Origin of the sequence: Streptomyces olivochromogenes (assembly GCF_001514115.1) — a bacterium.
Classification (GTDB): domain Bacteria; phylum Actinomycetota; class Actinomycetes; order Streptomycetales; family Streptomycetaceae; genus Streptomyces; species Streptomyces olivochromogenes.
On the sequence record NZ_KQ948456.1, the window covers coordinates 98,397 to 124,777 of the forward strand.

At 72.2% G+C, this 26,381-nt stretch carries 22 protein-coding genes, 3 tRNA genes and 1 pseudogene; 15 read left to right on the forward strand and 11 right to left on the reverse strand.

Annotated features, from left to right (window positions below; genetic code table 11):
- The first annotated feature begins 2 nt into the window (after nt 1–2).
- From AQJ27_RS18180 to AQJ27_RS18195, 4 genes are read left to right on the forward strand one after another with little or no spacing between them, the layout of a single operon-like run.
- Nucleotides 3–908: a hypothetical protein gene (locus AQJ27_RS18180; RefSeq protein ID WP_067370544.1), complete on the forward strand. Its 906-nt coding sequence runs from the start codon at nt 3–5 to the stop codon at nt 906–908.
- Nucleotides 905–1,156, forward strand: a complete 252-nt coding sequence (locus AQJ27_RS18185; RefSeq protein WP_067369637.1) for a Trm112 family protein — start codon at nt 905–907, stop codon at nt 1,154–1,156. The genes AQJ27_RS18180 and AQJ27_RS18185 overlap by 4 nt, the downstream gene beginning before the upstream one ends.
- On the forward strand, nt 1,153–2,016 hold the full coding sequence (locus AQJ27_RS18190; protein WP_067369641.1) for an FkbM family methyltransferase: 864 nt from the start codon (nt 1,153–1,155) through the stop codon (nt 2,014–2,016). The genes AQJ27_RS18185 and AQJ27_RS18190 overlap by 4 nt, the downstream gene beginning before the upstream one ends.
- Nucleotides 1,985–2,590, forward strand: a complete 606-nt coding sequence (locus tag AQJ27_RS18195; protein ID WP_067369644.1) for a hypothetical protein — start codon at nt 1,985–1,987, stop codon at nt 2,588–2,590. Before AQJ27_RS18190 ends, AQJ27_RS18195 begins: the two co-directional genes overlap by 32 nt.
- On the opposite strand, the gene AQJ27_RS18200 is transcribed toward AQJ27_RS18195, so the two are convergent.
- Nucleotides 2,571–3,488, reverse strand: a complete 918-nt coding sequence (locus AQJ27_RS18200) for an ATP-grasp domain-containing protein (RefSeq protein WP_067369647.1) — start codon at nt 3,486–3,488, stop codon at nt 2,571–2,573. The two genes, AQJ27_RS18195 and AQJ27_RS18200, sit on opposite strands and share 20 nt — an antisense overlap.
- Before the next feature lie 288 nt (nt 3,489–3,776).
- On the opposite strand from AQJ27_RS18200, the pseudogene AQJ27_RS18205 reads away from it, so the two are divergent.
- Nucleotides 3,777–4,625 (forward strand): annotated as a pseudogene (locus AQJ27_RS18205) (PP2C family protein-serine/threonine phosphatase); the annotation flags it as partial.
- Here AQJ27_RS18205 and AQJ27_RS18210 read toward each other — a convergent pair.
- From AQJ27_RS18210 to AQJ27_RS18225, 4 genes are all read right to left on the reverse strand, one after another.
- On the reverse strand, nt 4,610–5,851 hold the full coding sequence (locus AQJ27_RS18210; RefSeq protein ID WP_067369650.1) for an MAB_1171c family putative transporter: 1,242 nt from the start codon (nt 5,849–5,851) through the stop codon (nt 4,610–4,612). The pseudogene AQJ27_RS18205 and the gene AQJ27_RS18210 sit on opposite strands and share 16 nt — an antisense overlap.
- A 6-nt stretch (nt 5,852–5,857) precedes the next feature.
- On the reverse strand, nt 5,858–6,463 hold the full coding sequence (locus AQJ27_RS18215) for a toxin-antitoxin system, toxin component family protein (RefSeq protein ID WP_235613487.1): 606 nt from the start codon (nt 6,461–6,463) through the stop codon (nt 5,858–5,860).
- Between the two features lie 14 nt (nt 6,464–6,477).
- A complete protein-coding gene (locus AQJ27_RS18220; RefSeq protein ID WP_067369652.1) occupies nt 6,478–6,798 on the reverse strand; it encodes a hypothetical protein in 321 nt (106 codons plus the stop codon).
- A 150-nt stretch (nt 6,799–6,948) separates the two neighbouring features.
- On the reverse strand, nt 6,949–7,389 hold the full coding sequence (locus tag AQJ27_RS18225) for a DUF6086 family protein (RefSeq protein WP_067369655.1): 441 nt from the start codon (nt 7,387–7,389) through the stop codon (nt 6,949–6,951).
- A 77-nt stretch (nt 7,390–7,466) separates the two neighbouring features.
- Here AQJ27_RS18225 and AQJ27_RS18230 point away from each other — a divergent pair, with 77 nt between their 5' ends.
- The 3 genes from AQJ27_RS18230 (at nt 7,467) to AQJ27_RS18240 (ending at nt 11,326) form a co-directional block, all read left to right on the forward strand.
- Nucleotides 7,467–8,108 carry an O-methyltransferase gene (locus tag AQJ27_RS18230; protein WP_067369658.1) on the forward strand — a complete coding sequence of 214 codons (642 nt, stop codon included), beginning with the start codon at nt 7,467–7,469 and terminating at the stop codon, nt 8,106–8,108.
- A 97-nt stretch (nt 8,109–8,205) separates the two neighbouring features.
- Entirely contained in the window at nt 8,206–9,741 is a 1,536-nt protein-coding gene (locus AQJ27_RS18235; RefSeq protein ID WP_067369661.1) for an acyl-CoA synthetase, read from the forward strand.
- Nucleotides 9,734–11,326, forward strand: a complete 1,593-nt coding sequence (locus AQJ27_RS18240; RefSeq protein ID WP_067369664.1) for a carboxyl transferase domain-containing protein — start codon at nt 9,734–9,736, stop codon at nt 11,324–11,326. Before AQJ27_RS18235 ends, AQJ27_RS18240 begins: the two co-directional genes overlap by 8 nt.
- An 89-nt stretch (nt 11,327–11,415) precedes the next feature.
- On the opposite strand, the gene AQJ27_RS18245 is transcribed toward AQJ27_RS18240, so the two are convergent.
- A complete protein-coding gene (locus tag AQJ27_RS18245) occupies nt 11,416–15,033 on the reverse strand; it encodes a S8 family serine peptidase (protein ID WP_067369667.1) in 3,618 nt (1,205 codons plus the stop codon).
- Nucleotides 15,034–15,330: 297 nt separating this feature from the next.
- Here AQJ27_RS18245 and AQJ27_RS18250 point away from each other — a divergent pair, with 297 nt between their 5' ends.
- The 3 genes from AQJ27_RS18250 to AQJ27_RS18260 all read left to right on the forward strand — a co-directional run bounded on the left by AQJ27_RS18250 (nt 15,331) and on the right by AQJ27_RS18260 (nt 18,730).
- A complete protein-coding gene (locus tag AQJ27_RS18250) occupies nt 15,331–16,368 on the forward strand; it encodes a rod shape-determining protein (protein ID WP_067369670.1) in 1,038 nt (345 codons plus the stop codon).
- 28 nt (nt 16,369–16,396) lie between these two features.
- Nucleotides 16,397–17,881, forward strand: a complete 1,485-nt coding sequence (locus tag AQJ27_RS18255; RefSeq protein WP_067369673.1) for a GAF domain-containing protein — start codon at nt 16,397–16,399, stop codon at nt 17,879–17,881.
- Between the two features lie 99 nt (nt 17,882–17,980).
- On the forward strand, nt 17,981–18,730 hold the full coding sequence (locus AQJ27_RS18260) for an SDR family NAD(P)-dependent oxidoreductase (RefSeq protein ID WP_067370549.1): 750 nt from the start codon (nt 17,981–17,983) through the stop codon (nt 18,728–18,730).
- Between the two features lie 15 nt (nt 18,731–18,745).
- Here the strand turns inward: AQJ27_RS18260 and AQJ27_RS18265 are convergent, their stop codons facing one another.
- Together AQJ27_RS18265 and AQJ27_RS18270 are read right to left on the reverse strand one after the other, a co-directional pair.
- Nucleotides 18,746–19,501, reverse strand: a complete 756-nt coding sequence (locus AQJ27_RS18265) for an SDR family oxidoreductase (RefSeq protein WP_067369676.1) — start codon at nt 19,499–19,501, stop codon at nt 18,746–18,748.
- A 90-nt stretch (nt 19,502–19,591) separates the two neighbouring features.
- Nucleotides 19,592–20,509 (reverse strand): class I SAM-dependent methyltransferase, encoded by a 918-nt coding sequence (locus tag AQJ27_RS18270; protein ID WP_067369679.1) that lies wholly within the window; start codon nt 20,507–20,509, stop codon nt 19,592–19,594.
- Nucleotides 20,510–20,936: 427 nt separating this feature from the next.
- Between AQJ27_RS18270 and AQJ27_RS18275 the strand changes: the two genes are divergently transcribed.
- Both AQJ27_RS18275 and AQJ27_RS18280 read left to right on the forward strand, forming a co-directional pair.
- Nucleotides 20,937–21,785, forward strand: a complete 849-nt coding sequence (locus tag AQJ27_RS18275; RefSeq protein WP_067369682.1) for an NAD(P)-dependent oxidoreductase — start codon at nt 20,937–20,939, stop codon at nt 21,783–21,785.
- A 605-nt stretch (nt 21,786–22,390) separates the two neighbouring features.
- Nucleotides 22,391–23,467, forward strand: coding sequence for a glycoside hydrolase family 5 protein (locus tag AQJ27_RS18280; RefSeq protein WP_067369686.1), 1,077 nt, complete (start codon nt 22,391–22,393; stop codon nt 23,465–23,467).
- 234 nt (nt 23,468–23,701) lie between these two features.
- On the opposite strand, the gene AQJ27_RS18285 is transcribed toward AQJ27_RS18280, so the two are convergent.
- From AQJ27_RS18285 to AQJ27_RS18295, 3 genes are all read right to left on the reverse strand, one after another.
- Nucleotides 23,702–23,775: transfer RNA gene (locus tag AQJ27_RS18285), tRNA-Ile, on the reverse strand.
- 165 nt (nt 23,776–23,940) lie between these two features.
- A tRNA-Asn gene (locus AQJ27_RS18290) sits at nt 23,941–24,013 on the reverse strand.
- Nucleotides 24,014–24,019: 6 nt separating this feature from the next.
- Nucleotides 24,020–24,092 (reverse strand) — tRNA-Asn (locus AQJ27_RS18295).
- Between the two features lie 145 nt (nt 24,093–24,237).
- Between AQJ27_RS18295 and AQJ27_RS18300 the strand changes: the two genes are divergently transcribed.
- Both AQJ27_RS18300 and AQJ27_RS18305 read left to right on the forward strand, forming a co-directional pair.
- Nucleotides 24,238–24,543: a hypothetical protein gene (locus tag AQJ27_RS18300; RefSeq protein ID WP_054233549.1), complete on the forward strand. Its 306-nt coding sequence runs from the start codon at nt 24,238–24,240 to the stop codon at nt 24,541–24,543.
- Nucleotides 24,544–24,756: 213 nt separating this feature from the next.
- Entirely contained in the window at nt 24,757–26,211 is a 1,455-nt protein-coding gene (locus tag AQJ27_RS18305) for an FGGY family carbohydrate kinase (RefSeq protein WP_079065065.1), read from the forward strand.
- Nucleotides 26,212–26,381 lie beyond the last annotated feature (170 nt).

Consider the following 26,381-nt stretch of genomic DNA (forward strand, 5'->3'; position numbering starts at 1 on the left):
GAGTGGCCGCGGCCCTGCTGGCGAACGTCCTGTACAGCACCGGATTCGTCCTGGAGAAGCGCGCGCTCGCCGCACTGCCCGAGGTCGACGTCCGCCGCCCCGCCCGGCTGCTGCGGCTGGTGCTCGGCAGCCCGCTGTGGATCGGCGGTTCGCTGGCGCTGGCCTCCGGTTTCGGCGCCCAGCTCGCCGTCTACCGCACCCTGCCGATCGCCGCCGCCCAGGGCATCTTCGTCTCCGGGCTCGTGCTGCTGGTGCTGCTGTCCGCCCGGCTGCTCGGCGAGGAGACGTCGGGCCGCGAGCGGTACGCGCTCGGCGCGATCCTGCTGGCCCTGCTGATGGTGGTCCTCTCCCTGCGCGAGGGCTCGGACCGGGTCAGCCGCAGTGCCCCCGCGCCGCTGATCCTGACCGTCTGTCTGCCCTCGCTGGCGGCGGGCCTGTGGCTGTACGGGGCCGCCGAGCGCCGCGCGCGGCACCGGCACCGGATGCCGACGACGGGTGTCGAGTACGGCGTGGCGGTGGGCCTGCTGTACGGGGTGAGCTCGCTGGCCATCAAGGGCGTGTCGAGCTATCTGACGACCAGTGACCTGGCGGGGGCGGTGATCGACGTGCTCCGCTCCCCGTACCCCTATCTCCTGCTCTTCACCGGCGCGTTCGGCCTGGTCATGTCCCAGGCGGCGCTGCAGCGCTGCCGGGCCTCGCTGATCGTGCCGGTCTGTACGACGGTGACCAGCCTGTTCACGGCGGTGCTCGGCACGCTCGCGTTCGGCGAGGCGCTGCCGCACGACCCGGTGCGGCTGACGCTGCGCCTGGCGGGCACCGCCCTCGCGGTGTCCGTGCTGCTGGTCATGCCCAAGCACGACGCGGCACCCCAACCCCCCATCGTGGCCAAGGAGCTGACACCACCATGACCCCCGACGACCCGCTGTTGAAGATTCTGGCCTGTCCGCTGGACAAGGGCCCACTGCACCTGCTGACCCCGAGCGACGGCGAGGCGCCGAACTCCGGAGCGGAGCCGAGCGCCGGGGAGGCGCTGTACAACCCGCGCCTGCACCGCCGCTACCCGATCGTCGACGGCATCCCACAGCTGCTGCCGTCCTCCGGGGAGCAGGTCACGGAGGACGAGCACGAGGAACTCCTCAAGCGGATGGTCCCGTGACGAGGGCGACGAGGGCGACGAGGCCGAAGAGGGCGACGAGGGCGACGAGGACCTGGGCCGCCCGGCTCGCTCCCCACCTCCCCACCCGCCTCGTCGCGGCGACCGCCCGGCTGGTCTACCCGCGCTTCGAACCCGAACTGGGCCACCTCGCGGACCTCTGCCCGCCGGGCTGCGGCACGGCGGTGGACGTAGGCGGCTGGTACGGCCCCTGGACCCACCGTCTTTCGGGCCTGGCCCACCGGGTGGTGGCCGTCGAACCGGTCCCTCACCTGGCCAGGCTCCTCTCCGCCGCCGCCCCCTCCAACGTCCGCGTGATCCGCGCCGCCGCCTCCGACCGTCCGGGCACGGCGCGGCTCTGGTTCCCGCCGGACGACGCGGGCGACCGGGGCGTGTCGTCGTTGGTCCGCCGGGACATCCACGCCCACGCGGTCGAGGTCCCGTGCGTGACCCTCGACAGCCTGGGCCTCCACGACGTCGACTTCGTCAAGATCGACGTGGACGGCAACGAACTCGCCGTCCTGCGCGGCGCGGAGGCCCTCCTGGCCCGCGACCGCCCGGCCCTCTTCATCGAACTGGAGTCCCGGATCCAGCCGATCGCCCCGGTGGTCGGCCATCTCGCCGAGCGCGGCTACACGGGCTGGGTCCTGCCCGCGACCACCTGGCTGCCCCTGGCGTCCTTCCCTCTGGAGGCCCACCAGGCACGCACCTCCCACGTGGCCGCCCAGGGCCTGCTGCGCCGCGTCCTGCCTCCGCGCGGCCCCCGTTACGTCAACTCGGTCCTGTTCCTCCCGGACGGCTGCCGACCCGGCTCCCTCCCGATGCGCGACCATGGACCCCATGCCCGCCAAGCGACCCGCTAGCCCCTTCACCCCGCTCGACTTCCAACTGGTCCTGCTGCGCCGCATGGCCGACCACAACCCCGGCCTCGTCGAGGACGCCCGCCACGAGCTGGGCGTCTCCATCGCCGACATGCGCGAGGCCAACCGCCGCTGGCAGGCCATGCTGCACGCCCCGCGCTCCCGGGCGGCGGTGTCGCGCTACCGCTCGATCCTCGGCGCCCCCGAGTCCGTCACCCCTCGCCAGATCGGCGACCTGTCCTGCGAGGCCCTGCTCTGGCCCGTCCCCCTCTGGCCCGACCTCCGCTTCGAGGTCCTCGTCGCCCCGAACGGCGTCGCCTGGAACGAGTGGCTGGTCCGCGCCCCCGGCGCCCCGAGCCCCCGGCTGGAGACCCTCGACGACCTCACCCCCTGGTCCTGCACGGTCGACGAGGTCGCCCGCGCCTTCGCCCCCGCCCGCCCCCTGGAGGGCACGGCCCCGACCCGCTGGGGCCTGGCGTTCACGGCCCCGGACGCGTCGGGCGTACGACAGGAGTGCGCGGCGGAGTTCACCTGGGGACTGCTGCAACGGGTGGGCGTCAAAGGGCAGCAGCCTTGACGATCGCCTCGGCGACCACGGGCACCGACTCCGGGTGCAGCCACAGAAACAGGTTCGGCTCGACGAGTTCCAGCTCCATGACACACGGGTTCCCGTCGTCGCCGTCGACGAGGTCGACACGGGCGTAGAGCAGCTCCGAGCCGTCCGTCCTCTGCGGCACGGCCGCCAACGCGTGTTCCGCGACAGCGAGTTCGGCCGACGTCGGCTGCCAGGGCTCCAGGCGGGGGTGCGCGACCTTGTCCGCGTCGTAGGCCGTGCCGGGTTCGAGGACGGCGCCCTTGCGGCTGGCGTGCAGGAAGCGGCCGCCGTAGAACTGGAGCGCGCGTTCACCGGCGGTGTCGATGCTGGTCAGATACGGCTGGACCATGGCGGTCAGCCCCCGGTCGTGCATCCGCTCCAGCTGTCGCAGGGCCGTCTCCCGCTCCTCGGGGCGGTACCGGGCGGCGAGCCGCGCACCCGCGCCGGAGGTGGGCTTCACGACGTACTCGCGGTCGTCGGGGAACTCCGCGGGGGCACCCGGGGCGAGGTACCGGGTCGGCACGGTGGGCACCCCCGCCTCCGCGAGATCGCCGATGTACCGCTTGTCGGTGTTCCACCGCACCACGGCAGCCGGGTTCGCGAGCCGCGTCAGCTTCCCGCACCGCTCGGCCCACGCCACGAACTCCGCCACCCGCCAGCTGTAGTCCCAGGTGGAGCGGATCACCACGAGGTCGAAGGCCGCCCAGTCGATGTCCGGATCGTCCCAGTACCCGACGACGGCCTCCGTCCCGGCGTCCTCCAGAGCCGCCCTCAGCACGGGCAGATCCCGGTCCATGCTCTCCGCGCCCTCCTCGGGCCGGTAGGTGGCGAGCGCGATACGTGCGCGGGCGGCGGCGGTGCGGGCCACTGCGGACTCCATCCTCGTAACGGCTGATCTCCGGGGAGGCTAACAATCGCGGAGGGAACTCCGGCAGCCCATTTGACCTTCACCTTCGGTGAAGCCACGGGATCGACGGCGGAGCAACCCAGCCCGTCCGGCGTTTGAGGACGAGCCCTTCGGGCGAGCGGGGGTCTGGGGGCGAAGCCCCCAGGGACGGGAAGGGTCGGGGCGGCGGGGGCGAAACCAACCCCACCTCGCGCTTGACCACGGGCGCGCAGAAGCCGACGACCGGGGCGCTCACGAAGGCACACGGTCCCGCCCTCGGATCCGGCCACGCGGGAGCTTCAGGTGCACTCGACCGGCGTCGAGGCCGAGACCGCCGGTCGGCGGGAGCTCGTGGCGTTTCTCGTGGATCACCTCTCGTACACGTCGAGGAAGGACACCACCATGCTCGAACTCCGCTACTCCGCACTTTCCGACACCGGTCTGGTCCGTCCGGCCAACCAGGACACGGCCCACGCGGGCGCCCGCGTCCTCGCCGTGGCCGACGGCTTCGGCGCGAGCGGCGCGCCCGCCAGTACGGCGGCCGTGCAGGCCCTGAAGTCCCTGGACGGCGAACCCCTTCCGGGCGGGAGCGTCCTCAACCTTCTGGAGGACGCCGTACAGGGAGCCGCGCGGGCGGTCCAGGAAGCCGCACCGGGCAAGGACGACGGCACCACCCTCACCGCCATGGTGTGGACCGGATCCCAGCTCGGGCTGGTCCACATCGGCGACTCCCGCGCCTATCTGCTGCGCGACGGCGAGCTGTTCCGGATCACGCACGACCACACCATGGTCCAGTCGATGATCGACGAGGGCCGGCTCACGCCGGAGGAGGCCGTCGTCCATCCCCAACGTGCCCTGCTCCTGAAGGCGCTCACCGGCGGCGCCGACCCCGTCGTACCCGATCTGCGGTTGTGCGACGCCCTGCCCGGGGACCGCTACCTGCTCTGCTCGGACGGGCTCTCCACCGTCGTGGCGGACGAGGAGCTCCGGCGACTGCTGGGCTCGGCCCCGGCCCCCGACGCGGCGGTACGGTCCCTCGTCGAAGCCGCGATCGACGGCGGCGGGCCCGACAACGTGAGCTGTGTGGTGGCCGACGTGGTGGAGGCCGACAGGGGTCAACGGCTCGGCTGACTCAGGGTGGGGTCCGGCACGCTCTGCGCCGAGGCGGCCGCGGCCTCGCGTACCGCCCGGATGTCGGCGGGGTGGCGCAGGGCCCGGGACACGGCGTCGATCTCCGCCAGCAGGTTCTCCGTGTCCGGGGTGTTGAGGGGCACGGCGGTGTCGTCCCGGCGGGTGCGCCTCCTGGTCTCGATGGCGTCCTGGACGGTCACGGCGTGGGCGAGGGCCCCCGCCCGGCCGGCCCCGAAGCCGAGGCCGAGGGCGGCGGCGTACGCCCTCCGCCGGAGGTCCTCGTCGATGAACCGGGACAGGTGCAGCAGCGCGTCCCGGATGAACGTCTCGCGGCGCGTCAGGCGCAGTTCGGGGGTGGCGCGGAGTCTGAAGGGGACGCGCCCGCCGCCCGTGACGGTGCCCATCAGGCGGTACAGGGGGCGCAGGTGCCAGTGGCCGAGCCGGGTGCGAACGCGGCGGTGCAGAAACTGGCCGGTGTGCGGAAGGATGAAGCCGACGGCGATGAGGATGGCGGAGAGGCAGGCGACCGGCGGCGCGAGCCCGGTGCTGAGCCAGTCGAGGTCGTGGCCGGTCCAGCGGGCGACGACGGCGCAGAACTTGGCGCTGTCGTAGAGCAGGTTCATCACATAGCCGGCGCCGAGGAACTTCAGACCGCCGCGCAGCCAGACGTCGAGTCCGCCGGCGCGGATCCAGTTCCAGATCAGTTTGGACGTGATCAGGCCGGCCACGGTGTGCGCGAGCAGGTAGAGCACGATCTCTTCGCGCATGAAGGGGGTGTTGGCGTAGTACGTGTCGAGGTCCCGTATCCGCTCGACGGGGACGTCGGCGAGCGCGAACAGCACCCACAGTGCGACGATCACGCTCGCGTAGGCGGTGACCACCCAGCGGGTGGCGCGGCGGGTGACGCCGGAGCGGTCGGAGATGCCGTTGCGCCATGCGGTGATCAGGAGCAGGCAGGCGCCGCAGAACGCGGTGATGAGGCTGTAGACCAGGGGGGCCGCGATGTTCGGTACGCCGGTGACGCGGTTGGTCCGGGCGATGGTCGCCGGTGCCGCGAAGACGAAGACGCCGCAGGCGAGCACGAGCAGGCCGCCGACGGCCCGCAGCAGCGGGTCCTTCCACAGCTTGACGATGCTGGGCAGTTTGATCGCCAGCGCGGCGGTGAGGACCGCCGTCGGGATCCAGAAGGAGATGTAGAACCCGGCGAAGAAGCGGGAAGGGTTCATCGCCGGTCAGTCCGTGGGTCCGCGGTAGCCCAGGGAGGCCTGGATGGCCTGTCCGACCGGGTTGACGGGGCCCTTCGTACGCGGGCCGGTCACCCAGGAGCGGAAGACGCTGGCGAGGTGCAGGCCGAAGTCCTCCGCCTCGGCCTCGTCGGCCTCGTGCGAGCCGTTGCGGGCGGCGACGGTGAGCGCGATCTCCTGCCAGCCGGGGTCGTCGGACAGTGCGCTGGCGGCGGCCGCACCGGCGTAGTGGTGGGGGGAGTGGGAGTGCCCCGCCATCATGTGCCACAACTCGTGGCCGAGTATGACGAGTTGCTGCACCGTCTCGGCGCGTTCCTCGACGATGACGAGGTCGAAGTCGTGGAACTCCATCCACAGCCCGGTGACTTCGATCTCGTCCGGGAAGCGCTCGAAGCGGAGCTGGATGGGGCGGTCGTCGCGGCGCCGGCTCATCTCCTGGCAGAGGGCCTCGGCCAACTCCCGTACGTCCACGGGCGCGTCGAGTCGTTTCTTCAGCGTGCGGGTGAGCTCGACGGCGAGGCCGCGCATCTCGGAGTCGGCCCGGCGGGAGAGGAGAACGGCGGCGCGCTTCCACGCGCGGCGGACCGGCCGCATCTTGAGGAAGGGTTTCACCGTTCCGCCTCCTCGCTCTCGCTGATCGGCAGACCCTCGAGCATGAGCGTGAGCGCCTCCTGCCTGCGGGGTGTCAGCCGCCGGCCCCGCAGCGCGAGCGTGAGCTCAACGGCGACAAGATGCCGAACGTGCCCGACCTCACCCGGCTCGCGGAGTTCTTCCGCGTCGAGGAGTGCCCGGACCTCCCCCTCGGCCAGGGCCGTCCTTCTCGACAACTCCCCCACGTCGAGGACCTCCCCGCGATCGAGGCCCTGCTCGGCGAGGTGCGCGTCGAGACGCGCGAGAGTCTCGCGAAGAGGAGTCAGCGACGCACTCACCCATGCACTCCCGGCAGTTGATCCGTCAAGTTCTCACGCTGTGGGCCGAGACTACGGTCCCCGGCCGGGCCCGCGCCATGCCTTCCGAACGACCGTTCCCAGTTCAGGAACGATCGCTCCCGTGCAGCGGGACAGCCGGAATCGCCCCGGCTAACGGGGCATGAAGCGACCCAGTTCCCGCGATCTCTCCCCCAGTCGTGACTCCCAGGTGCCGCCTTCCGGCGGGGCGGACATCCCGGTGAGAGCCGAGATCTGCACATTCTCCGACGGGCCGTCCGGAGCGACACCGAGCCGTGCCCAGTCCACCTCGACCCCGCCGCGTTCCGCGAGAACCAGCACCGTGGCCGCGAAGCCCTCGGAGAGGGCCAGCATGACGGCGTGACTCGTTCTTCGATGCCACGCCAGCAGCGCGTCGACGAAGACCGCGAAGGCGTCCCGGTCGATCCGGCTCTCGTCGTTCACCATCGGCCCGATACCCGACGGCAGTTCCAACTCCGCCTCGAAAAGTGCCACTTGACGAAGAAACAAACGGGACGCCCCATTAGAGGGATTCCACAGGGTCTCGTCACCCATGTCGTAGTCCTGGCTCATGCCGCCACCTCGTTCCATCGCGGCGGACCAGCGTAACCAGCCCCGGCCGGCCCGTCCCGGCGACCATGATCTCCTCCATGTCGATCTCAGGAACGGACGCCCACGCCGCCACGGACCCCGCCACCCTTCCCCCACTCGTCCGACGGGCCCTCACCTCCGCGCGTCACCACGGCTTCGCGCACGCGTGCCGTCCGGAGCAGGGCCGTCTGCTGCACGCGTTGGCGGGCGGTGCCCGGGAGCGGATCGGTGAGACGGGTACGGGGTGCGGGGTGGGGCTCGCGTGGCTGGCGTCGGGGGCACGCGAGGGCGTACGGCTGTTCAGCGTGGAGCGCGACGCCGAGCGGGCCCGGGTCGCGGCCGAGGTCTTCGCCGACCGGCCCGAGGTCGAGGTGATCCACGGCGACTGGCGGCGGATCGCGGAGCACGGCCCGTACGACCTGCTGGTCCTGGACGGCGGCGGCACCGGCAAGACGCCGGGCGACGACCCGGCCGACCCCGCCCGTCTGCTGACTCCGGGCGGCACGATGGTGGTCGATGACTTCACCCCGGCCACCGGATGGCCGCCCCTGCACGAAGGCGGCCCCGACCGGGCCCGGCTGCACTGGCTGGAGCATGCCGCCCTGCACACGGTCGAACTCCGCCTCGCCGAGGACCTCGCCACGCTGGTGGGCACGCGGCGACGGCTCGCCCCGGCGGGGTCGAGCTCGTCATCGGAGTGAGCGCGGCGGCGGGTTTGCCTCGGGCTGGTGTAGGAACGGTGGTGACTGTCACGGCAGCACGTCCTCCAGCAGGTCCCTACGGCAAGGAGTACCCCGCGTGTCCTCCCTCTTCCCCGCCCTGGTCAGCGGTTCGACCGCACGGCGGCCCGCCCTGCGTTTCGGCGACCGGTCACTGACGTACGCGGAGCTCGCCGCCTCGGCGGGTGAGCTGGCCGCTCGGCTCGACGGCCGGGAGAGGGTCGCCGTGTGGGCGACGCCGTCCCTGGAGACCGCCGTCGGGGTCGTCGCCGCGCTGCTCGCCGGGGTGCCCGCCGTACCGCTCAACCCCAAGTCGGGAGAGGGCGAACTGGGGCACATTCTGGGCGACAGCGCGCCGTCACTGGTACTGGTCGAGCCGGGCGTCGAACTTCCCTCGCCCGTGAGCGATGTGGAGCGCCTCGACGTCCAGGTGGGCGTCGCCGGTCAGGACGCCCAGGCAAGCCCTGGCGCCGCCGCGCGCCCCGGCACCGAACCGGACGACCCCACCGCTCCCGCCCTCATCGTCTACACCTCCGGCACCACCGGTCCGCCCAAGGGTGCCGTCATCCCGCGGCGCGCCATCGCCTCGACCCTGGACGCGCTGGCCGACGCCTGGCAGTGGACCGGCGACGACGTGCTCGTGCACGGACTGCCGCTCTTCCATGTGCACGGGCTGATCCTGGGCATCCTCGGCCCGCTGCGGCGCGGCGCTGCGGTGCGGCATCTGGGCAGGTTCAGCACGGAGGGCGTGACACGGGAGCTGGGCGCGGGCGCGACGATGCTGTTCGGGGTGCCGACGATGTACCACCGGCTCGCCGAGGCGCTGGTCGAGGACACCGAACTGGCCAAGGCGCTCGGCGCGGCGCGGCTGCTCGTGTCCGGTTCCGCCGCGCTGCCGGTGCACGACCACGAGCGGATCACGGCCGCGACCGGACGCCGGGTCGTCGAGCGGTACGGCATGACCGAGACCCTCATGAACACCAGCGTGCGGGTGGACGGGGAACCCCGGCCCGGCACCGTCGGAGTGCCGCTGCCCGGCGTCGACGTGCGGCTCGTCGAGGAGGACGGGACGACGATCGCCTCGTACGACGCCGACGGCACTCCCACCGGTACGCCGGACGGCGAGACCGTCGGCGAGATCCAGGTCCGGGGGCCGAACCTCTTCACCGAGTACCTGAACCGGCCCGACGCGACCACCGCCGCGTTCACCGAGGACGGCTGGTTCCGCACCGGCGACATGGCGGTCGTCGACCCCGACGGCTCGGTACGCATCGTCGGCCGCAAGGCCACCGACCTGATCAAGAGCGGCGGCTACAAGATCGGCGCCGGGGAGATCGAGAACGCGCTCCTTGAGCTTCCGGCGGTGCGCGAGGCCGCCGTCACCGGTGAGCCCGACGAGGACCTGGGCGAGCGGATCGTGGCCTGGATCGTCCCCACCGACCCCGAGGACCCGCCCGGCGCCGAGGAGTTGGCCGACCACGTGGCCCGCCGCCTCGCCCCGCACAAACGCCCACGGGCCGTGCGCTTCCTCACGTCGCTCCCGCGCAACGACATGGGCAAGATTCTCAAGCGAGCCCTCCCCGACGCCGTCACAAAGGCCCCTGAGCATGACTGAGCGTTTCTCCGCCCGCGAGGCCATCGCCCTGGCCGGCGACGAGTTCCGTGAACTACCCGTTCCCATGAGGGAGTTCAAACCGGACGGTCCCCTGTCCTGGCAGGGGTACGACGACTCGCGCCGCCGCGCCCTCACCCGTACCGGCGAGGACGAGTCCGTCGTCTGCGGCACCGCGGTCATCGGCTCCGCCCGCGTCGTACTGATCGCCTTCGAGTTCGGCTTCCTCGGCGGCTCGCTCGGCGAACGCACCGGCGACCGCGTCGAGGCGGCCTACGCCCACGCCCGCGCGCACCGCCTGCCCGTCGTCTCGCTCGTCGCGACGGGCGGCAGCCGGATGCAGGAGGGCATGCTCGCACTCACCCAACTCCAGCGCGTGGCACGGCAGTCGGCGCTCGCCCGGGAGGCGGGGCTGCCGCAGATCGCCGTGCTGCGGGATCCGACGACGGGCGGCGGCTGGGCGACGCTGGGTGCGGGCGCCGACGTGACCCTGGCGTTGCCCGGCGCCCAGGTCGGCTTCGCCGGCTCCCGGGTCCGCCCGCCCGACGCGGACCCGGCGGCGTACACGGCCGAGGCCCAGGTGACGGCGGGCGCGGTGGACGCCGTCGTAAGAGAGGAGGAGCTACGCGAGACGCTGGCGCTGTGGCTGGCCCTGCTGACCGCTCCCGCGACCGAAGCCGGGAGCGAGGCTGAATCCGAGCCCGAGTCCAGAGGCGTGACCGAGCCCGGAGGCGTGGCCGGGACCGAGTCCGGAGACGTGGCCGAGACCGAGTCCGAGACCGGAGACGTGGCCGAGACCGGAGACGTGGCCGAGACCGGAGACGTGGCCGGGACCGAGTCCGAGCCCAGAGGCGTGGCCGAGCCCGGGACCGAGTCCGAGCCCGGAGGCGTGGCCGCGTCCAAGCCCGCGGCCGGGGGCGAGGTCGAGGCCGTTCCTCCGCCGAACGCCCTCGGCACCCCCGGCCTCCCCGCCACCGGCTGGGACGCCGTCCGGCGCGCCCGCTCCACCGAACGCCCCCGGGCCGCCGCCTACCTGGACGCCTACTTCTCGCGTCGCGCCGCGATCAGCGGCGACCGTTGCGGCGGCAGTGACGACGGCATGCTGTGCGGGTTCGGTTCCGGCCCCGCGGGGCGGACCGTGGCGTACGCCGCCCAGTGCGGGACCGCGACCCGCCCCGCCGGATACCGCACCGCCGCCCGGCTGATCCGGCTCGCCGGCCGGCTCGGCTTCCCCGTACTGACGCTGGTGGACACCCCGGGCGCCGCCAACGACGCGCAGGCCGAGCGGCAGGGCGCGGGCTCGGCGATCGCCGACCTGTTCGCGGCGGTGGCCACCGCCCGTACGCCCGTCACCACCCTGGTGATCGGCGAGGGCGGCTCGGGCGGCGCGCTCGCGCTCGCCGCGCCCGGCAACACCTGGGCCACGCCGGACAGCTACTTCTCCGTCATCGCGCCGGAGCTCGCGGCCGCGATCCTCAAACGCCCGGCGAGCGAGGTGCGCGACACGGCGGACCAACTCCGCATCCGGCCGCAGGACTTGGTGGAGCTGGGTGTGATCCGGGGCATCGTGGAACACGCGGGGCACTGAGCGCCCCACCCTGCGGTGACGCCGCGGCGGCGCCGGCTCCCCCCTCCCAAGGGGAACCGGCGCCGCCCGTTCAGAGGGGACGGGGCGGGCTACCGCACCCCCACCGCCCGGATGACCTCCTGGCTCACCGAGCCGCCCCGGTCGTCCCGCGCGGAGGCCCGCAGGGAGATGAACTCCGCGCCGCGCGGCACGCTCAACGTCCCCTTCCAGGACGCCGCGCCGCCACCGCCCGACAGCGGGACCGGCTGCCACGACTTCCCGTCGTTGTAGGACACCTCCAGCTTCCCGCCCCCGATGGTTCCGGTGCCGGACGCGCCCTTCACGTACTCGGCGTGGATCCCCACCGGCACCCGGCCGCCGCGCACCGCGCCCGCGAGGTCGGTGTCGAGGTCGTAGCCGAGGTTGATGAGCGGCAGGAACGTCCAGCGGTCCGCGGGCGTGGCCGCCGAACGGAGGGTCCACTCGGAGTGCCCCTGGGTGGACAGGGTCCAGCGGTCGGGGTCGAGGGTGGTGTCCGTGACGACCTTGTAGGTGTGTTCGTCGGCGGGCGCGTCCCACACGTACGCGCCGGAGCTCTTGCGCCGGTCGACCAGGGTGCCGTCCTGGTACACGGACGTGAGCTGGGTCATCCCGGTGTCGTCGCTCCACACGTCGCCGAAGCCCGTGTGGTCGGGCCCGGAGTCGCCCCAGCCGGGCGTGTTGAACTGGATCTGGTTGCCCGCGCGCTCCTGTCCCCAGCCGAGCCCGGTGCCGAGCCACGCGTGCCAGACCGGCTTGAACCAGTTCAGCGTCGCGTGCGAGCCCCCGCGGTAGTGGACGAGCCCACTGCGCTCCTCCAGTGTGCCCGCCCCGAGGTTCACGGACTCCATCCACGTCTGTCCGGTGCCCGTGGAGACGTAGTCGGTCCGCTCGGCGGGATAGTCGATCCGCTCCTGGAAGCCGATCCCGATGGGGAAGGCGTCGGTGACCGAGTAGCGGAACTCGCTGCCGGATACGGGCTTGACCGCGTGGAACCTGGTGCCCAGCACGGCGAGTTCACGCGCGCCCGGTTCGTACGTCAGGTCGCCGCGCGGAATGGCCCCCTCGTGCCCTTCCGAGAGGTCGTAGACGTACGGCGTGTTGCGCGTCCCGGTCATGTCGACATGCCCGGCGGCCCGCAGCCGTGCCGCGTCCGCCGCGTTCACCGTGGCGACCTGCAGCGGCCGGTCGGCGTAGTCGTCCGTGCCGAACCAGGCGTTGAGGCGCCCGGCGGCGCCGTCGGTGACGAACAGCGCCTTGGCGCCCGCGTCCTGGGCCGCCTGGGCGAGGGCGGTGGGCTCGACACCGTCGGCGAGTGTCGCGAGCACGGCCTTGCCGCTGACCCCGGTGAACGGTCCGGTCCCGACGTCCACCAGCGGCAGCTTGCTCCGGCCCTCGGTCAGGGCCGCGCCCGGCTGGGCGACGGCCTCACCGATGCCCTTCACCTCCAGCAACGGCTTCCCCAGCCGCCACACGGTCCGGTACTCGAAGGTGCCCTGGGTGACCTTCGCGGTCGGCGCGGCGAAGATGCTGTCGTACTTCACGGGCACCTGGACGGCGCCGAACTGGTCGGAGCCGCCCGCGTTCCGGTCGTACTCCATGAGCAGCTGCCGGGTCTCGGTCCGCCGCTCCACCTCGGCCCTGATCTCCCTCAGCTGCCGTCCGTCGAGGGTGACCTCGCGGTCCCGGTCGAGGGTGATCTCGGGCGCGGCGAGGAAGCCGAGCCCGAGCGAGTCGGCGCCGTGGCTGCCGTGCACGTCGAGGAAGGAGGTCAGGTTGTACGCCCCCGGCCTGAGCCGGAGTTTCAGGGTGCCGGAGTCGTCGACCGAGGCCGGGAACGGGTCCACGCCCGCCGCGAGTTGCTGCACCGCGAGGTAGGCGGCGGTCGGCTCGCCCGCGCGGTCCTTGACGTGGACGGTGAGCGTGTACCGCTCCTCCTCCTTCACCAGCCCGAACACGGTGTGCGCGACGGGCGTGCCGCCGACGGACGCGACGATCTGCCCGGAGGTGTCGCCCACGGGCGCCTTCGAGCCGTCGCCCGTCACGGTCGTCGACGCGCTGCCGTGCGCGGGCACGGTGAGCGCGGAGTCGGCGAGGGTGGCCACCCCGTCGGGGGCACCCCGCACGGCGAGGCTCAACTCGACTGAGCTGTCGGAGGAGTTGGTATAGGTCACGGTCTTCGTGACGGGCTTGTTCGCCTCGTACGGCCAGCCGTAGAAGCCGAGATCGGCGTTCCCGGTGGCGGTGACCTTCGCGTCGATCGCGTCCGGCACGCTCACCCGGCCCGAGCCCAGCACGTAGGCGGACGCGTCGAGTTGCTTCGACGTCGACATCAGGGCGTCCTTGAGCTGGGCGCCGGTCCAGTCGGGGTGCTTCTCGGCGAGCAGGGCGGCCACACCGGCGACATGCGGCGTCGCCATCGACGTACCGCTCATGGAGGTGTAGTAGCCGCTGCCGGCGACGAGCTGGGAGCGGGCGGCGAGGATGTCGACGCCGGGTGCGGACAGGTCGGGCTTGAGGGCGTTGTCGCCGTAGCGCGGTCCCGCGCTGGTGAAGTAGGCGGCCTGGTCGGCGGAGTCCACCGCGCCGACGGTCAGCGCGGCGTCGGCGGCGCCGGGCGAGCCGATGGAGGAGGGGGCGCCGGTGTTGCCCGCGGCGACGACGAAGAGGGCGCCGGTCTCCTTGGACAGCGTGTTCACCGCCTGCGCCATGGGATCCGTGCCGTCACTCGCCTCGGTCGAGCCGAGGCTCATGGAGATCACCTTGGCGTGCACGTCCCGCGCGGCCCACTCCATGCCCGCGATGATCTCCGAGTCGCTGCCCGAGCCCTCGTCGCTGAGTACCTTGCCGACGGCGAGCGTCGCGTCGGGCGCGACACCCCGCTCCTTGCCGTCGGAGGCGGCACCGCTGCCGCCGACCGTGGACGTCGTGTGCGTACCGTGCCCGTTGCGGTCGGCGACCTCCTGCCCGTCGATGAAGCTCTTGCTGACGGAGACCCGTCCGGCCAGGTCGGGATGGTCGGCGTCCACACCCGTGTCGAGCACGGCGACCGTGACGCCCTTCCCGGTGAGCCCGGCCTCCCAGGCCTGCGGCGTACCGATCTGGGCGTTGCTCTCGGCCAGGTCGGCGTGCACGCGCCCGTCGAGCCAGACCTTGTCGACCGTCCCGTCCTGCCGGGTGAGGGACTGCCAGAAGGTGCGCCCCTTGTCGGCGGCGACGGCGGCACCCCGGATGCTGGGCAGCGCGCGCTTCTGCTCGGCCCCGCGCAAGGCGGCCGCGCGCCCCTTCCCGTACGTCACGATCAGCGGCAGCTCGGCCGTCTTCCCGTCGGTGAGCCCCTGACGTATCAGCTCGCTCACGTCGAACAGCCGCCGGTCGAGGGTGCCCGCCCGCAGGTAGGGCAGCGCCTCGTCCGGTACGACGGTCACGGCGCCGTTCGTCACCTGGGTGCGGACCGCCCCCGTGGCCCCCCGGGGCCGCTCGACCGCGACCGTCTTCTTGCCGGCGCCGAGGTCGGTGACGGTCACCTTGTCGCCGGTGACGAGCGTGACGGTGTGGGTGGCGGAGGCGGTGCGCGTCGGGGCCGGGGCGGCCGCCTCGGCCGCGCCCGCCGGCCCCATGGGCAGTACGGCGAGCACGAGCCCGGCGGACAGCAGAGCCGCCCCCCGTCTGACTGGTCCTCTGGTCATGGACGACCTCTCCTCGTCGGCACGTGGTGGCTCCGGTGCTGCGAAGAGTTTCGGGGGGCCGGTGGTGCGCGGGAGTTGACGGAGCCTGGCGAGAAACTGCCCTGGCGGGTTTCCGCCAGGCCGCCGGGATCACGCATCGGGACAAGACCGCCCAACCGGCATCCGGACAGGACCACCCATCCAGCGGCACCCCGCCCGGCCCCCCACAAAAGGCGCCTGGTCCGGCGCCCGTCCACGATGCGAGGAAGGACCGCCACCCGGCGGAGTCCCCACGGTCTGCTCTCGAGAGGACCTGCCATGACCGCCAGCCTCGAGCGGTTGCGCCGCTGTCACTTCGCCGTCGACCTGGGCGCGGCCCGGACCCGGGTGTATGTGAAGGGCGCGGGGCTGGTCGTCGATCAGCCGAGTGTCGCCGCGATCAACACCAGGAACGGCGCCCTGATCGCGGTCGGCGAGTTCGCGGAGAAGATGACGGGCCGTACCCCCGACTACATCCGGGTCATGCGGCCGGTGTCCGGCGGCACGGTCGTCGACATCGAGATGGCCCAGCGCATGCTGCGCCAGCTGCTCGGCGACAAGGTCCGCCGCGCCCTGCGCCGCAAGCCCCGGCTGCGCGCCGCGGCCTGCACCCCGCACGACGCGGACCCGCTGGCGCAACGCGCCGCGATCGAGACGCTGGTCGGGCTGGGGGCGCGGCGGGTCGAGCTGGTCGACACACTGATCGCCGCCGCCGTCGGGTGCGGGCTGCCCGTCGAACGGCCGGAAGCCACCATGATCATGGTGTGCGGGGCGGCCGCCACCCAGGTCGCGGTGCTGTCGCTGGGGTCCATCGTGACCGCCGAGCGCATTCCGGTGGGCGGCGAGGCCGTCGACCGCGCGATCGTGCAGCACCTGCGCCACCAGCACGAGCTGATGCTTCCTTCGCAGTCGGTGCGGCCCCTGCAGCTCGCCCTCTCCGGCAACGGGCTCACCCCGCACGGCCCGGCGTCCACGGAGATCCACGGGCGGGACGTGGCGACCGGCCTCGCCCGGTCCGTACAGGTCGACACCGCCGCCGTACGCGATGCCATCCAGACCCCGCTGACCGCCGTACTGGACGGGATCGGGAAGGTGCTGCGGGCCTGCCCGCCCGACCTGGTGGCCGACCTCGCCGACCGCGGCATCATGATGGTCGGCGGCAGCGCGCTGCTGCCGGGCCTCGACCAGATGCTGCGGCAGGCGACGGGCATGCCGGTGCACATCGCCGAGCGTCCCGACGTGTGCGCGGTGCAGGGCCTGGGCTACATGCTGGAGGGCAAGATCGAGCCGCTGACGCTGGACCCGCTGGCGCTGTGACGGCCGGGCCCCGGAACAGGTCCCCGGTATGCACGATCCGGTCCCCCGCCTGCCGTCGCTCCTGGAAGCCGTCCTCAGCGTCGGCACCGACCTCGAACTGCGGGCCACGCTCCAGCACATCGTGGACGCCGCCGCCGAGCTCACGGAGGCCCGGTACGCGGCGCTGGACATGACCGATCCGGGACGGGACGGCCTCAGGGGGATCCGTACGGCGCAACGGCCCGAGCCGCCGGAGCCGCCGACGCCACCGGAGTCGCCGGAACCCCCGGAACCCCCAAAACCACCGGAGTCGCCGGGCCCACCGGAGCCGTCGGAGCTGGTCGTGCCGATCCACGTCGACGGCGAGGTCTTCGGCGACCTGCGCCTCGCCGGGAAGCGCGACGGCCCGTTCACGGACGAGGACGAGCAACTCGTACGGGTCCTGGCGACCCAGGCCGGCATCGCGATCGGCAACGCCCGCCTGTACGAGACGGCGCGGCAGCGCGAGCGCTGGATCGAGGGCGCGGCGGCCGTCACCACCGCGCTGCTCAGCGGCGAGGGCGCCGCCGACGCGCTGATGACGGTCGCCGAACGGGCCCGGCGCCTGGCCGAGGCCTCGGCCGGTGTCATCCTCCAGCCCACCGGGGACGGCGGCATGGAGATCGTGACCGCCTCCACGCTCGACGACCCCGGTGACATCGTCGGCACCGTGATCGAGCCGGGCAGTCCCGTCCTCGAACAACTCCTCGGCGGGGAGCCGGTGTTCATCGAGGACTCGGCGACCGACCCCCGGATGACCACGCACGTACGGCACCGGTTCGGGCCGAGCATGATGCTGCCGCTCCAGGCCGGCGGCCGCCTCCTCGGCACGCTCGCCCTCCCCCGCCGGCGCGGCGGCCGTCCGTACACCGCGGTGGAGCGGCTGCTCGCCACCCAGTTCGCCTCACAGGCCGCGCTGGCGCTGGTGCACGCCGAGGACCAGCACAGCAGGGAGCGGCTCGCGGTCTACGAGGACCGCGACCGGATCGCCCGCGACCTGCACGACCTCGTCGTCCAACGGCTGTTCGCGACCGGCATGATGCTGGAGTCCACCCAGCGCAGGAGCGCCGGAACGGGCGATACGGACAAGGAAGTGCACGCGATGCTCGGCCGTGCCGTCGACGAACTCCAGTCCACCATCCAGGAGGTCCGCACGGCGATCTTCGCGCTCCAGCAGCCGCCGGCCGACGCCCCCACCACCTTCCGCGGCAAGGTCCTGCGCGAGGCGGCGGGCGCGGCCGCGGTGCTGGGATTCCAGCCGTCCGCCCGGTTCACCGGCGCGGTGGAGAACCGTCTCGCGGAGCCCGTCGCCGGACGGCTGCTCACCGCACTGCGCCGCGCCCTGGCCGCCGCCTCCCGCCGCGCCGGTGTCTCCCGCGTCGAGATCACGGTCGACGTGACGGCGCCTCTCCCCGACGGACGCCCCGGGGTCCGTCTGACGGTCTTCGACGACGGCGGCGCGGGGACGACGGTCACCTGGCAGTCGCCCCTGTGAGTCGCGTCCGCAACTCACTTGACGTCCCCTCAGGGCCTCCGTAGCGTCGCAGCCCGTACGCCCACATGACCAATATTCACATCCGAGGACGGGATGGCCATGACTCAGCGACGTGTGGTGGTGTCCGGCGGCGGTACCGGGATCGGCCTGGCGACGGCGGAGGCGTTCGCCGCCGACGGGGACCGGGTGGTGCTCCTCGGCCGCCGCGAGGACGTGTTGCACAAGGCGGCCGACACCTTGAACGGCCAGTACGGCGAGTCGACGGCGAGCTGGTGCGCGGCTGACCTCGCCGACCCCGAACAGGTGGGCCGGGCAAGGGAGTTCATCACGGCGGACGAGACCCCGGTGGACGTGCTGGTGGCCAACGCGGGCGGCAACGTGGCCCGTGAGCCCGACGGCACGCTCGCCTCCCTCGCGGACAGCTACCGCGACAACTTCGACGCCAATGTACTGACCGCGGTCCTGCTCACCGAGGCCCTGCTCCCCCACATGCGCCGCCCCGGCGGCCGTATCGTGCAGCTCTCCTCCATCGCCTCGCTGCGCGGGCCCGGCTCGTACGGCGGTTCCAAGGCCTGGGTCAACACATACACCTACGCCCTCGCGCAGCGCGTCGGCCCCGAGGGCATCACCGTGAACGCGGTCGCCCCCGGTTTCGTCGGCGACACGGAGTTCTTCGGCGCCCGCGCGACACCGGAGTTCATCGCCTCCCGGGTCGGCCAGACCCTGACCGGCAAGCCGGGCCACCCCTCCGAGATCGCCGCCGCCGTCCGGTACGTGGCGTCACCGGAGGCGGCGTACCTGACGGGGCAGCTGCTGCACATCAACGGGGGCGCGGCGCTGGGCCGTTAGGGCCTGTCCTTCGGATCAGGCCTGGGACGCCCGGACGGGCGGGCGCGGCGTCACGGTCACCTCCGGGATGGTGCCGCCGCAGCGCAGCACGACGTCGAGGACGCGGAGGAACTCCTCCACGTCGAGCAGGGAACCCGTCAGATAGCCGCGCTGCCGCCAGACCGGGTAGACCTGGGCCGCGTACTCCCGGTCCCAGCCGTCGTTGAACCCGGTCCTGGAGTCCCCTTCCCCGCCCGCGCAGTCCCCGACCACGAACCGGGTGAAGCCCACGCCCGGATGCTCGACGCGGAAGGCCTCGACGAGCTTCTCCAGGGCCGCCTTGCTCACGTGGTAGGCCGCGAACCCCGGCCAGGACGGCGTGAGCGAGCCGCCGATGGAGGACAGATAGGCGGCGACCCCGCCCGACTTCGTCAGATGCGGGAGCGCTGCGCTCGTGACCAGCGCCGCGCCGATCACATTGGTGTCCATGGCGCGGCGCCAGGCGTCGGCGTCGAGCTTCTCGACCGGGGCGAGGGGGCCGATGCCGGTGGCGTAGACGAGCGCGTCGATGCCGCCCAGCCCGGCGGCGGCCTCCTCGACCGCCGCCCGGCAGGACGACTCGTCGGTCACGTCACAGGCGACGGCGAGCGCGTCCGGGCCCGCCTCCTTCGCCGCGTCGACCAGTCGGTCGCGCCGGCGTGCCAGCAGGGCGACCCGGTCGCCGCGGCGCCCCAGGTCGACCCCGATGCACCGGCCCAGTCCACTCGACGCCCCGACCACGACAGCCTTCATGCCAGAACCTCATTCTCAGTATCCGACAATCCCCTTCCGCCGCTTCTATCACGAGTCGGGGCCGATGGGCAGACCCCCTGCAACGCCTCTCTACGCGCTCGCGCGCAGATACCCCGAGTTCGCCACCTGCCCGAGGAACGTCAGCCGGGTGTCCGTCGCCATGTGCTTGTCGAAGGCCTCCTTGATACCGGGCCACTTCGGGTGCCCGAAGTCGTCGAGTACGACGATTCCGCCGGGCGCGACGATCTGCTCGGCCCACTCCAGGTCCGCGGCGACACCGGAGGCGGAGTGGTCACCGTCGACGATGATCACCCCGTAGGAACGGTCGGAGACCAGGGCGCGCACCTCGGGGTCCTCGGAGAAGCCCTGCTGGACGCGGGCCGCGGCACCGGCCGCGCCGACCAGGGCCAGATTGGCGCGCACCGCGGCGCCGCGCACGGGGGTGCCCGTCGGGTCGGCCCCCTCGGTGGTGCCGGGCTGCAACTGCAGGCCCGCGAGCGGGTCGACGATCGTCAGACGCGGATCGCGTCCCGCGCGCTCCATCATCCGGATCAGGGCCGCGCCGAACATCCCGTACAGGGTGCCGATCTCGAGGATCTCGTCGTTCGGCGGGTCGAGCAGCGGGACGGCGGAGAGCTTGCCGCAGATGTTCATGGTGCCGCCGGCGATCCGGCCGACGCCGAGCGCCTCCAGGGCGATGAGCAGCCGGAACGCCTGGGAGATGTTTCGCTCCGCCCCGCTCCTGTCTCCGCTCACCTGCGCCAACTCCTCGATGGCGCGGTCGAGGTGGATCTGGGCCGGCATGCGCGACACGCCGCGCCCCGTCCCGTCGATCAGCAACTCGAGGGGGCGCTGACGGTTGCGCAGTGTCGCCAGCTCGCGCTGGAGTCCGCCTTCGGATCCGTCCCCGATGGCGCGGCGGATCTGGCGTTCGATGCGCTGATCGATGAGGTCGGCGATCGGACGCAGGGCGCGCCTGGCGGTCTTGGTGGTGAGGAACGCTCGCATGGCTCTTTGACCCTCGCAGGTATAGGAGAAGTGCTGCGTACGCGGGGGGACAGAAGGTGCGCACACCCTGATGACGACCGGCTGCGCAGTGGGGATCCAACGCCCAAAGGACGGTAAAGCGTAAACGTCCCACAGATAAATCACAGCGAACACCGGCCCCCCAAAAGGGAACGTGTGAATGATGCTTGGGCCACGGGAGGGTTACGTGTGCAGATATGCACCGCGCCGCCAGCTGAATGACGGGTCAGGAGGGGCCGGGGGTCACGGAGCGGGGTCGCGCCGCGACGCCCCGCGTCGGTGGATCTTCCTCGTAACGTAGGGCTCTCCCCGTCATCCACCGCCGCGTCATCCATCTCCCTCGTCACCTGCCTCTCCCTCCTCCGCCTCCCCCGTCATCCACCTCCCCCGACTCCACGAGGACCCGCTCATGACGACCGTGACACTCCTGCACCCCGGCGCGATGGGCGCGGAGGTCGGCGCCCAGGCACACCGCGCCGGGGCCCGGGTGCTCCACGTCCCCACCGGCCGTGGTTCCGCCAGCGTCGAGCGGGCCCGGAAGGCCGGCCTGGAGGCGGCCGGGTCACTCGGGTCCGCCTTGGCCGTCAGCGACCTGGTCCTGTCGATCTGCCCACCGCACGCGGCAGAGGACGTCGCACGCGAGGTCCTCGAGCACGCCTTCACCGGTGTCTACGTGGAGGCGAACGCCATCAGCCCCGATCGGGCCCTCCGTATCGACGCAGCCTGCCGTGAACGCGGCGTCGTCATGGTCGACGGCTCGATCATCGGCGCTCCCCCCGGAGCGGACAGCTCCCCGCGGCTCTACCTGAGCGGCGATCAGAAGGCTGTCGGCCGGGTGGCCGCGGTGTTCGAGGGCACCGCCGTACTCGCCAGACCGCTCGACGCCGGAGTCGGTGCCGCGTCGGCGCTGAAAATGGCCTTCGCCTCCTTCCAGAAGGCCGCCCGCGTCCTGGCCGCCGTCTCGCACGCGCTCGCCACGCGTCACGGAGTGGGTGCCGAACTGACCCTGGAGGCCGAGTCGATCACCTCCGGGATTCTCGCCGAAGTGGACTACCTGCCCAGCGTCGCGGCCCGCGCCTGGCGTTGGGCCCCCGAGATGGAGGAGATCGCCGCCACCCTCCGCTCCACCGGCCTCCCGCCCGACCTGGCCGAGGCCGGCGCCACGGTGCTGCGCCACTGGACCGCCGACAAGGACCGCTTCGACCTCCCCCTGGAGAAGGTCCTCGCCCACCTCCACACACCCGACGACCAGGACTGACGTCCAGTTCCGTCACTTCACCACCGCTCACCGCTCTCGCCCCTGCGCCGGGAATCCACCCCAGGAGCCCAACGACGTTACGTGCGGGAAACCTTGACGATCACTGTCCCGGGTGCCACGATTCCGGCGCCGCCATGTTTACGTAAACATCGCCACCGACCCAGCCCCGGCCATGAGTTCAGGCCTCGCCGCGCCGGCCGATGTTTACGTAAACACAGCGTTCCGGTCGGTGGATCAGGGAGGAGCGGACGGATGGGCTCAGCGCCACGGGCGAGGGTGCACGGCACCTGTAGGCCGTCGAGGTCGAGACGGCGCAAGAACCGTGCCTCGCACCTGCCTTGAGCACGCCGAGGCCCACCCGCGCGGGCGACAGGACCGCCCCGCACGCCCCCCACACCCTTCCCCCACACCGGCGAAGCGCCACCGGTGAATCGCCACCGGTGAAGCACCACCGCACCACCGATACAGCACCGGTCGTCACCGGGCCCACGACGGCGAGCCGACGCACCCGCGTCCCGTCCGGCCCGGCGAACCTTCCGACGGCCGCCCAGCCCCGCGCAGGCTCCGCCGGGCGCTGAGCCGCAGTCACCTGAAAGGGCAAGTCGATGCGCACTACCCCCGCCAGAACCCGCCTCACGCCCCGCCTGCGCGCCGCCTTCGTGGCGCTCCTGATCGCCGGCACCAGCGGCACAGCCGTCGCCGCGACCAGCGGCACGGCCGTCGCCGGCCCCGCCCACGCCGCGCCCAGCAAGGACACGACCCAGTTCAAGGGCGTGAACTGGGCCGACCCGCGTGACAACTTCGCCGACGACCCGGTCGTCCTGTCCGGCCTGTCGACCTCCGACAGCTACGCCCGGACCTACGCCAAGGCGAGCCGGATCATCTCGGCGTTCCGCGCGAACCTCGGCGCCAACACCGTCCGACTGCCCATCAACCCGTACACGGCGGGCGGCTCGTACTGGAAGTCCTACCGCGGGGTCATCGACGCCGCGTCGGACAAGGGCTTCAAGGTCATCGTCTCCTACTGGGAGGGCACGGGCGCCCGCAAGGACGGCTTCATCGACGACCCCGCCACCTTCTGGCCCATGTGGAACACCGTGGTCAAGACCTACAAGAACGACAAGCAGGTCTACTTCGAGCCGATGAACGAGCCCCACGGCTACACCGACACCGAGTGGGCCGACATCGCCGCGAAGTGGCTGGCCACCTACCCCTCCGTCCCGCGCGACCGGGTGTTCGTCAGCGGCGCCGGCTACAACGACCACGTCACCTCCGTCTGCGCGGACCCGCGCCTGAAGGGCACCTATCTCTCCCTGCACCACTACGGGTTCTGGAAGGACTACGCCACCTACGACCAGTGGGTGTCCGACCTCAAGGAGCGCATCGGTGACTGCGCGGGCCGTACCGTCGCCGACGAGTTCGGCGCCCCGATGACCACCGGCCTCGACTACAACAAGCCGGACGCCTCCAACAACTACGTCAACTACGTCCAGGCCGTCACCGACACCTTCCGCCAGCTGAAGATGGGCTCCGTCTACTGGCCCGGCCTGCGCACCGACGACACGTACTCCCTGCAGACCCTGACCGGCGACCCCAACCGCCCCTGGCTCGCCACCACCAACCAGTCCGGCGCCGACCGCCTCGCCTGGGCCTGGGGCCGCGGAAAGCCCGTCCAGCCCTGACCCGACCCCCCGGGCCGCCCGTCACCGGCGGACCCGGTGAGGCCGATGGGGCCGCTCCTGGCTCGAACTGACGTCACACCAGGGAACGGTGATTCCCCGGTCGTTCCCCCGGACGAGTGCAAAGAACGCGAAACGCACGACTGCGGCCCCCGGATCAGCTCCGGGGGCCGCAACCTTGTTGCTGGCAAACCACGAGTGCGCAGGCGGCATCGTTTCTTCACGCGTAGCGCGGAGTGGGGCGGGTGGGACTCGAACCCACGGCCGACGGATTATGAGTCCGCTGCTCTAACCGGCTGAGCTACCGCCCCTTACGGCGCGTCGCGCACATTTGTGCGCGCCGTCTGCCGCAGCATAGCCGCTCATACGATCTCCTGCTTCGGATGGTCGGCAACGCATGACCATGAGGACTTCGGCGTGGCCTGCGCGGTTCCGCCGGACATGAAAAAGGACCCCTGAGGGGTCCTCTTCCGTTGCTCTCCCGACTGGACTCGAACCAGTAACCTGCCGGTTAACAGCCGGCTGCTCTGCCAATTGAGCTACGGAAGATCGAAGCTCCCCCGACTGGACTCGAACCAGTAACCTGCCGGTTAACAGCCGGCTGCTCTGCCAATTGAGCTACAGGGGAATGCCTCGTTGCATCGATCGTACCTACCTGGGTATTCGCCAGGGGGCGTGCGCTCGCTGCGACACATACATTAGCGCAAGCAGGGGGGTGCTCCGCCAATCGGTTCCCCCCGCACCGATGCCGACGCAAGGGAAGGGTGGCCGTCATGCGCTACCGGCTCACGTTCGTCGCCGGACTGGCTCTGGGTTACGTGCTCGGCACGCGCGCCGGGCGCGAGCGCTACGAACAGCTGAAGAAGTCCGCGCGCCAGGTCGCGCAGAACCCCGCGGTGCGCAACACCGCCGAGACCGCCGCCCAGCAGGGGCGCGAGATCGCGGGCAAGGCGTTCCACACGGTCGGCGAGAAGGTGGGCGACCACGTCCCCGACTCGGTCACCGCCCGCGTCCGCTCGCTGCGCGAACGCAACACCAACGGCACCCGCGAGGACGACTGGGGCACCAGCAACACGTAGGGACCCCGTGAGAGGCGCGGGGAACCACCCGATCGGCCCCCACCGGCCGAAAGCCGAGCGACTCCCGGCAGGCGGGGGCGCGGGATCCCTGACGGGGTCGGCGATCGCGCCACCCCGTCCGACCTGCGCCCCGGCCCGGCGGACACCCCGTGAGCCGGTCACTACCGCCCGGCCCGGCGCGCCCATCCCCCGCCGTACGGCAGAATTTCCGCCATGGGGATAGTCGCCGGGTTGGACAGTTCGCCCGATTTCACTCGTATCGTCGTCTGCGACACGGACACGGGAGCCGTGCTCAGGCAGGGATATGCCCCGCATCCGGTGGAAACCACCGAGGGCGGCGGCCGTCCTTCCGATGTCGATCCGCAGGCCTGGCTGCTGTCCCTGGGCGAGGCGGCCGGCGGCGGGCTCCTCGAAGGCGTGCAGGCCATCGGCGTCTCCGCACAGCAGAACGCGCTCGTTCCGCTGGACACGCAGGGCAACACGGTGCGGCCGGCCATGGTCGGCGGCGACAAGCGCGCACAGGTCGCCGCCGCCGATCTCGTCGACGCGCTCGGCGGGCGCGAGGCATGGGCGCAGGCCGTGGGCCACGTACCGCAGGCCGCCCAACCGGTGACCAAGCTGCGCTGGCTGAACAAGACCGAGCCCGACGCCGCGCTGCGCACCGCCGTGCTGCTGCAGGCGCACGACTGGCTGGTGTGGCAGTTGCTCGGGCGGCCGATGCGGCGAACCACCGACCGGGGCGGGGCCTCCGGGACCGGCTACTGGTCGGCGGCGACCGGCGGCTATCGGCCGGATCTCGTCGAGCTCGCGCTCGGCCACCAGGCCACACTGCCCGAGGTGCTGGGCCCGTCCGAGGCGGCGGGGACTACACCCGAGGGGCTGCTGATCTCCGCGGGCACCGGAGAGACCATGGCGGCGGCCTTCGGGCTCGGTATCGGGCTCGGGGACGCGGTCGTGTCCCTCGGCGCCTCCGGGTCCGTGATGGCCGTACACCCCGAGGCGCTGGTCGACTCGACCGGCATGATCACCTCACTGGCCGACGCGACCGGCATGCATCTGCCCGTGGTGACCACCCTCAACGCCGTACGGACCCTGCGCGGCGCCGTCGAACTGCTCGGCCTGCCCGACCTGGAGAGCCTTTCCGATCTGGCGATGAAGTCCACACCGGGCTCCCACGGACTGGTCCTGCTGCCGTACCTGGAGGGCGAGCGGACCCCGAACCTGCCGCACACCGCCGGGACGCTCGCGGGACTTCGGCGCGAGTCGATGCGGCCCGAACACCTGGCGCGGGCCGCCTTCGAGGGCATGCTGTGCGGGCTCGCGGACGCGCTCGACGTGCTGCGCGGGCGCGGCGTGGACGTACGGCGGGTGTTCCTGCTCGGGGCGGCCGCCGAGCTGCCGGCCGTGCAGGCCGTGGCGCCCGCGCTGTTCGGCGCGCAGGTCGTCGTCCCCCAGCCTGCGGACTACGCGGCGCTGGGCGCGGCCCGTCAGGCGGCCTGGGCCCTCGGTGCCTCGCAGGGCACGCTCGACCCCCAGCTGCCACCCGTCTGGCAGGGTGCGGTCGCCCAGATTCTGGAGCCCGGTGAGGAACTGGCCGTGGGTCAGGCCGTACGGCAGCAGTACGTGTCCGTACGGGAACAGACGCATCCGGGGGCGTTCCGGGCATAGGGGCCGTAAGGGGCGCGAAGGAGTGTTCCGGTGGGCGTAGAGGCCGACATGGGCCCTATGACGTACGTCTCAAGGTCCGGTTCCGGTCCGCTCTTGGTCCGCTCTTGGATTAATCGGTTGAGGTAACGCGGGTGGAGTGTTCGACGATAGGGGGTGGTGCACCACCGACC

What these genes read in the sequence shown, in the direction of transcription:
- AQJ27_RS18185 (WP_067369637.1), top strand. Translation starts at nt 905, where the DNA reads ATGACCCCCGACGACCCGCTGTTGAAGATTCTGGCCTGTCCGCTGGAC.
- AQJ27_RS18195 (WP_067369644.1), top strand. Translation starts at nt 1,985, where the DNA reads ATGGACCCCATGCCCGCCAAGCGACCCGCTAGCCCCTTCACCCCGCTC.
- AQJ27_RS18200 (WP_067369647.1), bottom strand. Translation starts at nt 3,488, where the DNA reads ATGGAGTCCGCAGTGGCCCGCACCGCCGCCGCCCGCGCACGTATCGCG.
- AQJ27_RS18210 (WP_067369650.1), bottom strand. Translation starts at nt 5,851, where the DNA reads ATGAACCCTTCCCGCTTCTTCGCCGGGTTCTACATCTCCTTCTGGATC.
- AQJ27_RS18215 (WP_235613487.1), bottom strand. Translation starts at nt 6,463, where the DNA reads ATGCGGCCGGTCCGCCGCGCGTGGAAGCGCGCCGCCGTTCTCCTCTCC.
- AQJ27_RS18225 (WP_067369655.1), bottom strand. Translation starts at nt 7,389, where the DNA reads ATGAGCCAGGACTACGACATGGGTGACGAGACCCTGTGGAATCCCTCT.
- AQJ27_RS18230 (WP_067369658.1), top strand. Translation starts at nt 7,467, where the DNA reads ATGTCGATCTCAGGAACGGACGCCCACGCCGCCACGGACCCCGCCACC.
- AQJ27_RS18240 (WP_067369664.1), top strand. Translation starts at nt 9,734, where the DNA reads ATGACTGAGCGTTTCTCCGCCCGCGAGGCCATCGCCCTGGCCGGCGAC.
- AQJ27_RS18245 (WP_067369667.1), bottom strand. Translation starts at nt 15,033, where the DNA reads ATGACCAGAGGACCAGTCAGACGGGGGGCGGCTCTGCTGTCCGCCGGG.
- AQJ27_RS18250 (WP_067369670.1), top strand. Translation starts at nt 15,331, where the DNA reads ATGACCGCCAGCCTCGAGCGGTTGCGCCGCTGTCACTTCGCCGTCGAC.
- AQJ27_RS18255 (WP_067369673.1), top strand. Translation starts at nt 16,397, where the DNA reads ATGCACGATCCGGTCCCCCGCCTGCCGTCGCTCCTGGAAGCCGTCCTC.
- AQJ27_RS18260 (WP_067370549.1), top strand. Translation starts at nt 17,981, where the DNA reads ATGACTCAGCGACGTGTGGTGGTGTCCGGCGGCGGTACCGGGATCGGC.
- AQJ27_RS18265 (WP_067369676.1), bottom strand. Translation starts at nt 19,501, where the DNA reads ATGAAGGCTGTCGTGGTCGGGGCGTCGAGTGGACTGGGCCGGTGCATC.
- AQJ27_RS18270 (WP_067369679.1), bottom strand. Translation starts at nt 20,509, where the DNA reads ATGCGAGCGTTCCTCACCACCAAGACCGCCAGGCGCGCCCTGCGTCCG.
- AQJ27_RS18275 (WP_067369682.1), top strand. Translation starts at nt 20,937, where the DNA reads ATGACGACCGTGACACTCCTGCACCCCGGCGCGATGGGCGCGGAGGTC.
- AQJ27_RS18280 (WP_067369686.1), top strand. Translation starts at nt 22,391, where the DNA reads ATGCGCACTACCCCCGCCAGAACCCGCCTCACGCCCCGCCTGCGCGCC.
- AQJ27_RS18300 (WP_054233549.1), top strand. Translation starts at nt 24,238, where the DNA reads ATGCGCTACCGGCTCACGTTCGTCGCCGGACTGGCTCTGGGTTACGTG.
- AQJ27_RS18305 (WP_079065065.1), top strand. Translation starts at nt 24,757, where the DNA reads ATGGGGATAGTCGCCGGGTTGGACAGTTCGCCCGATTTCACTCGTATC.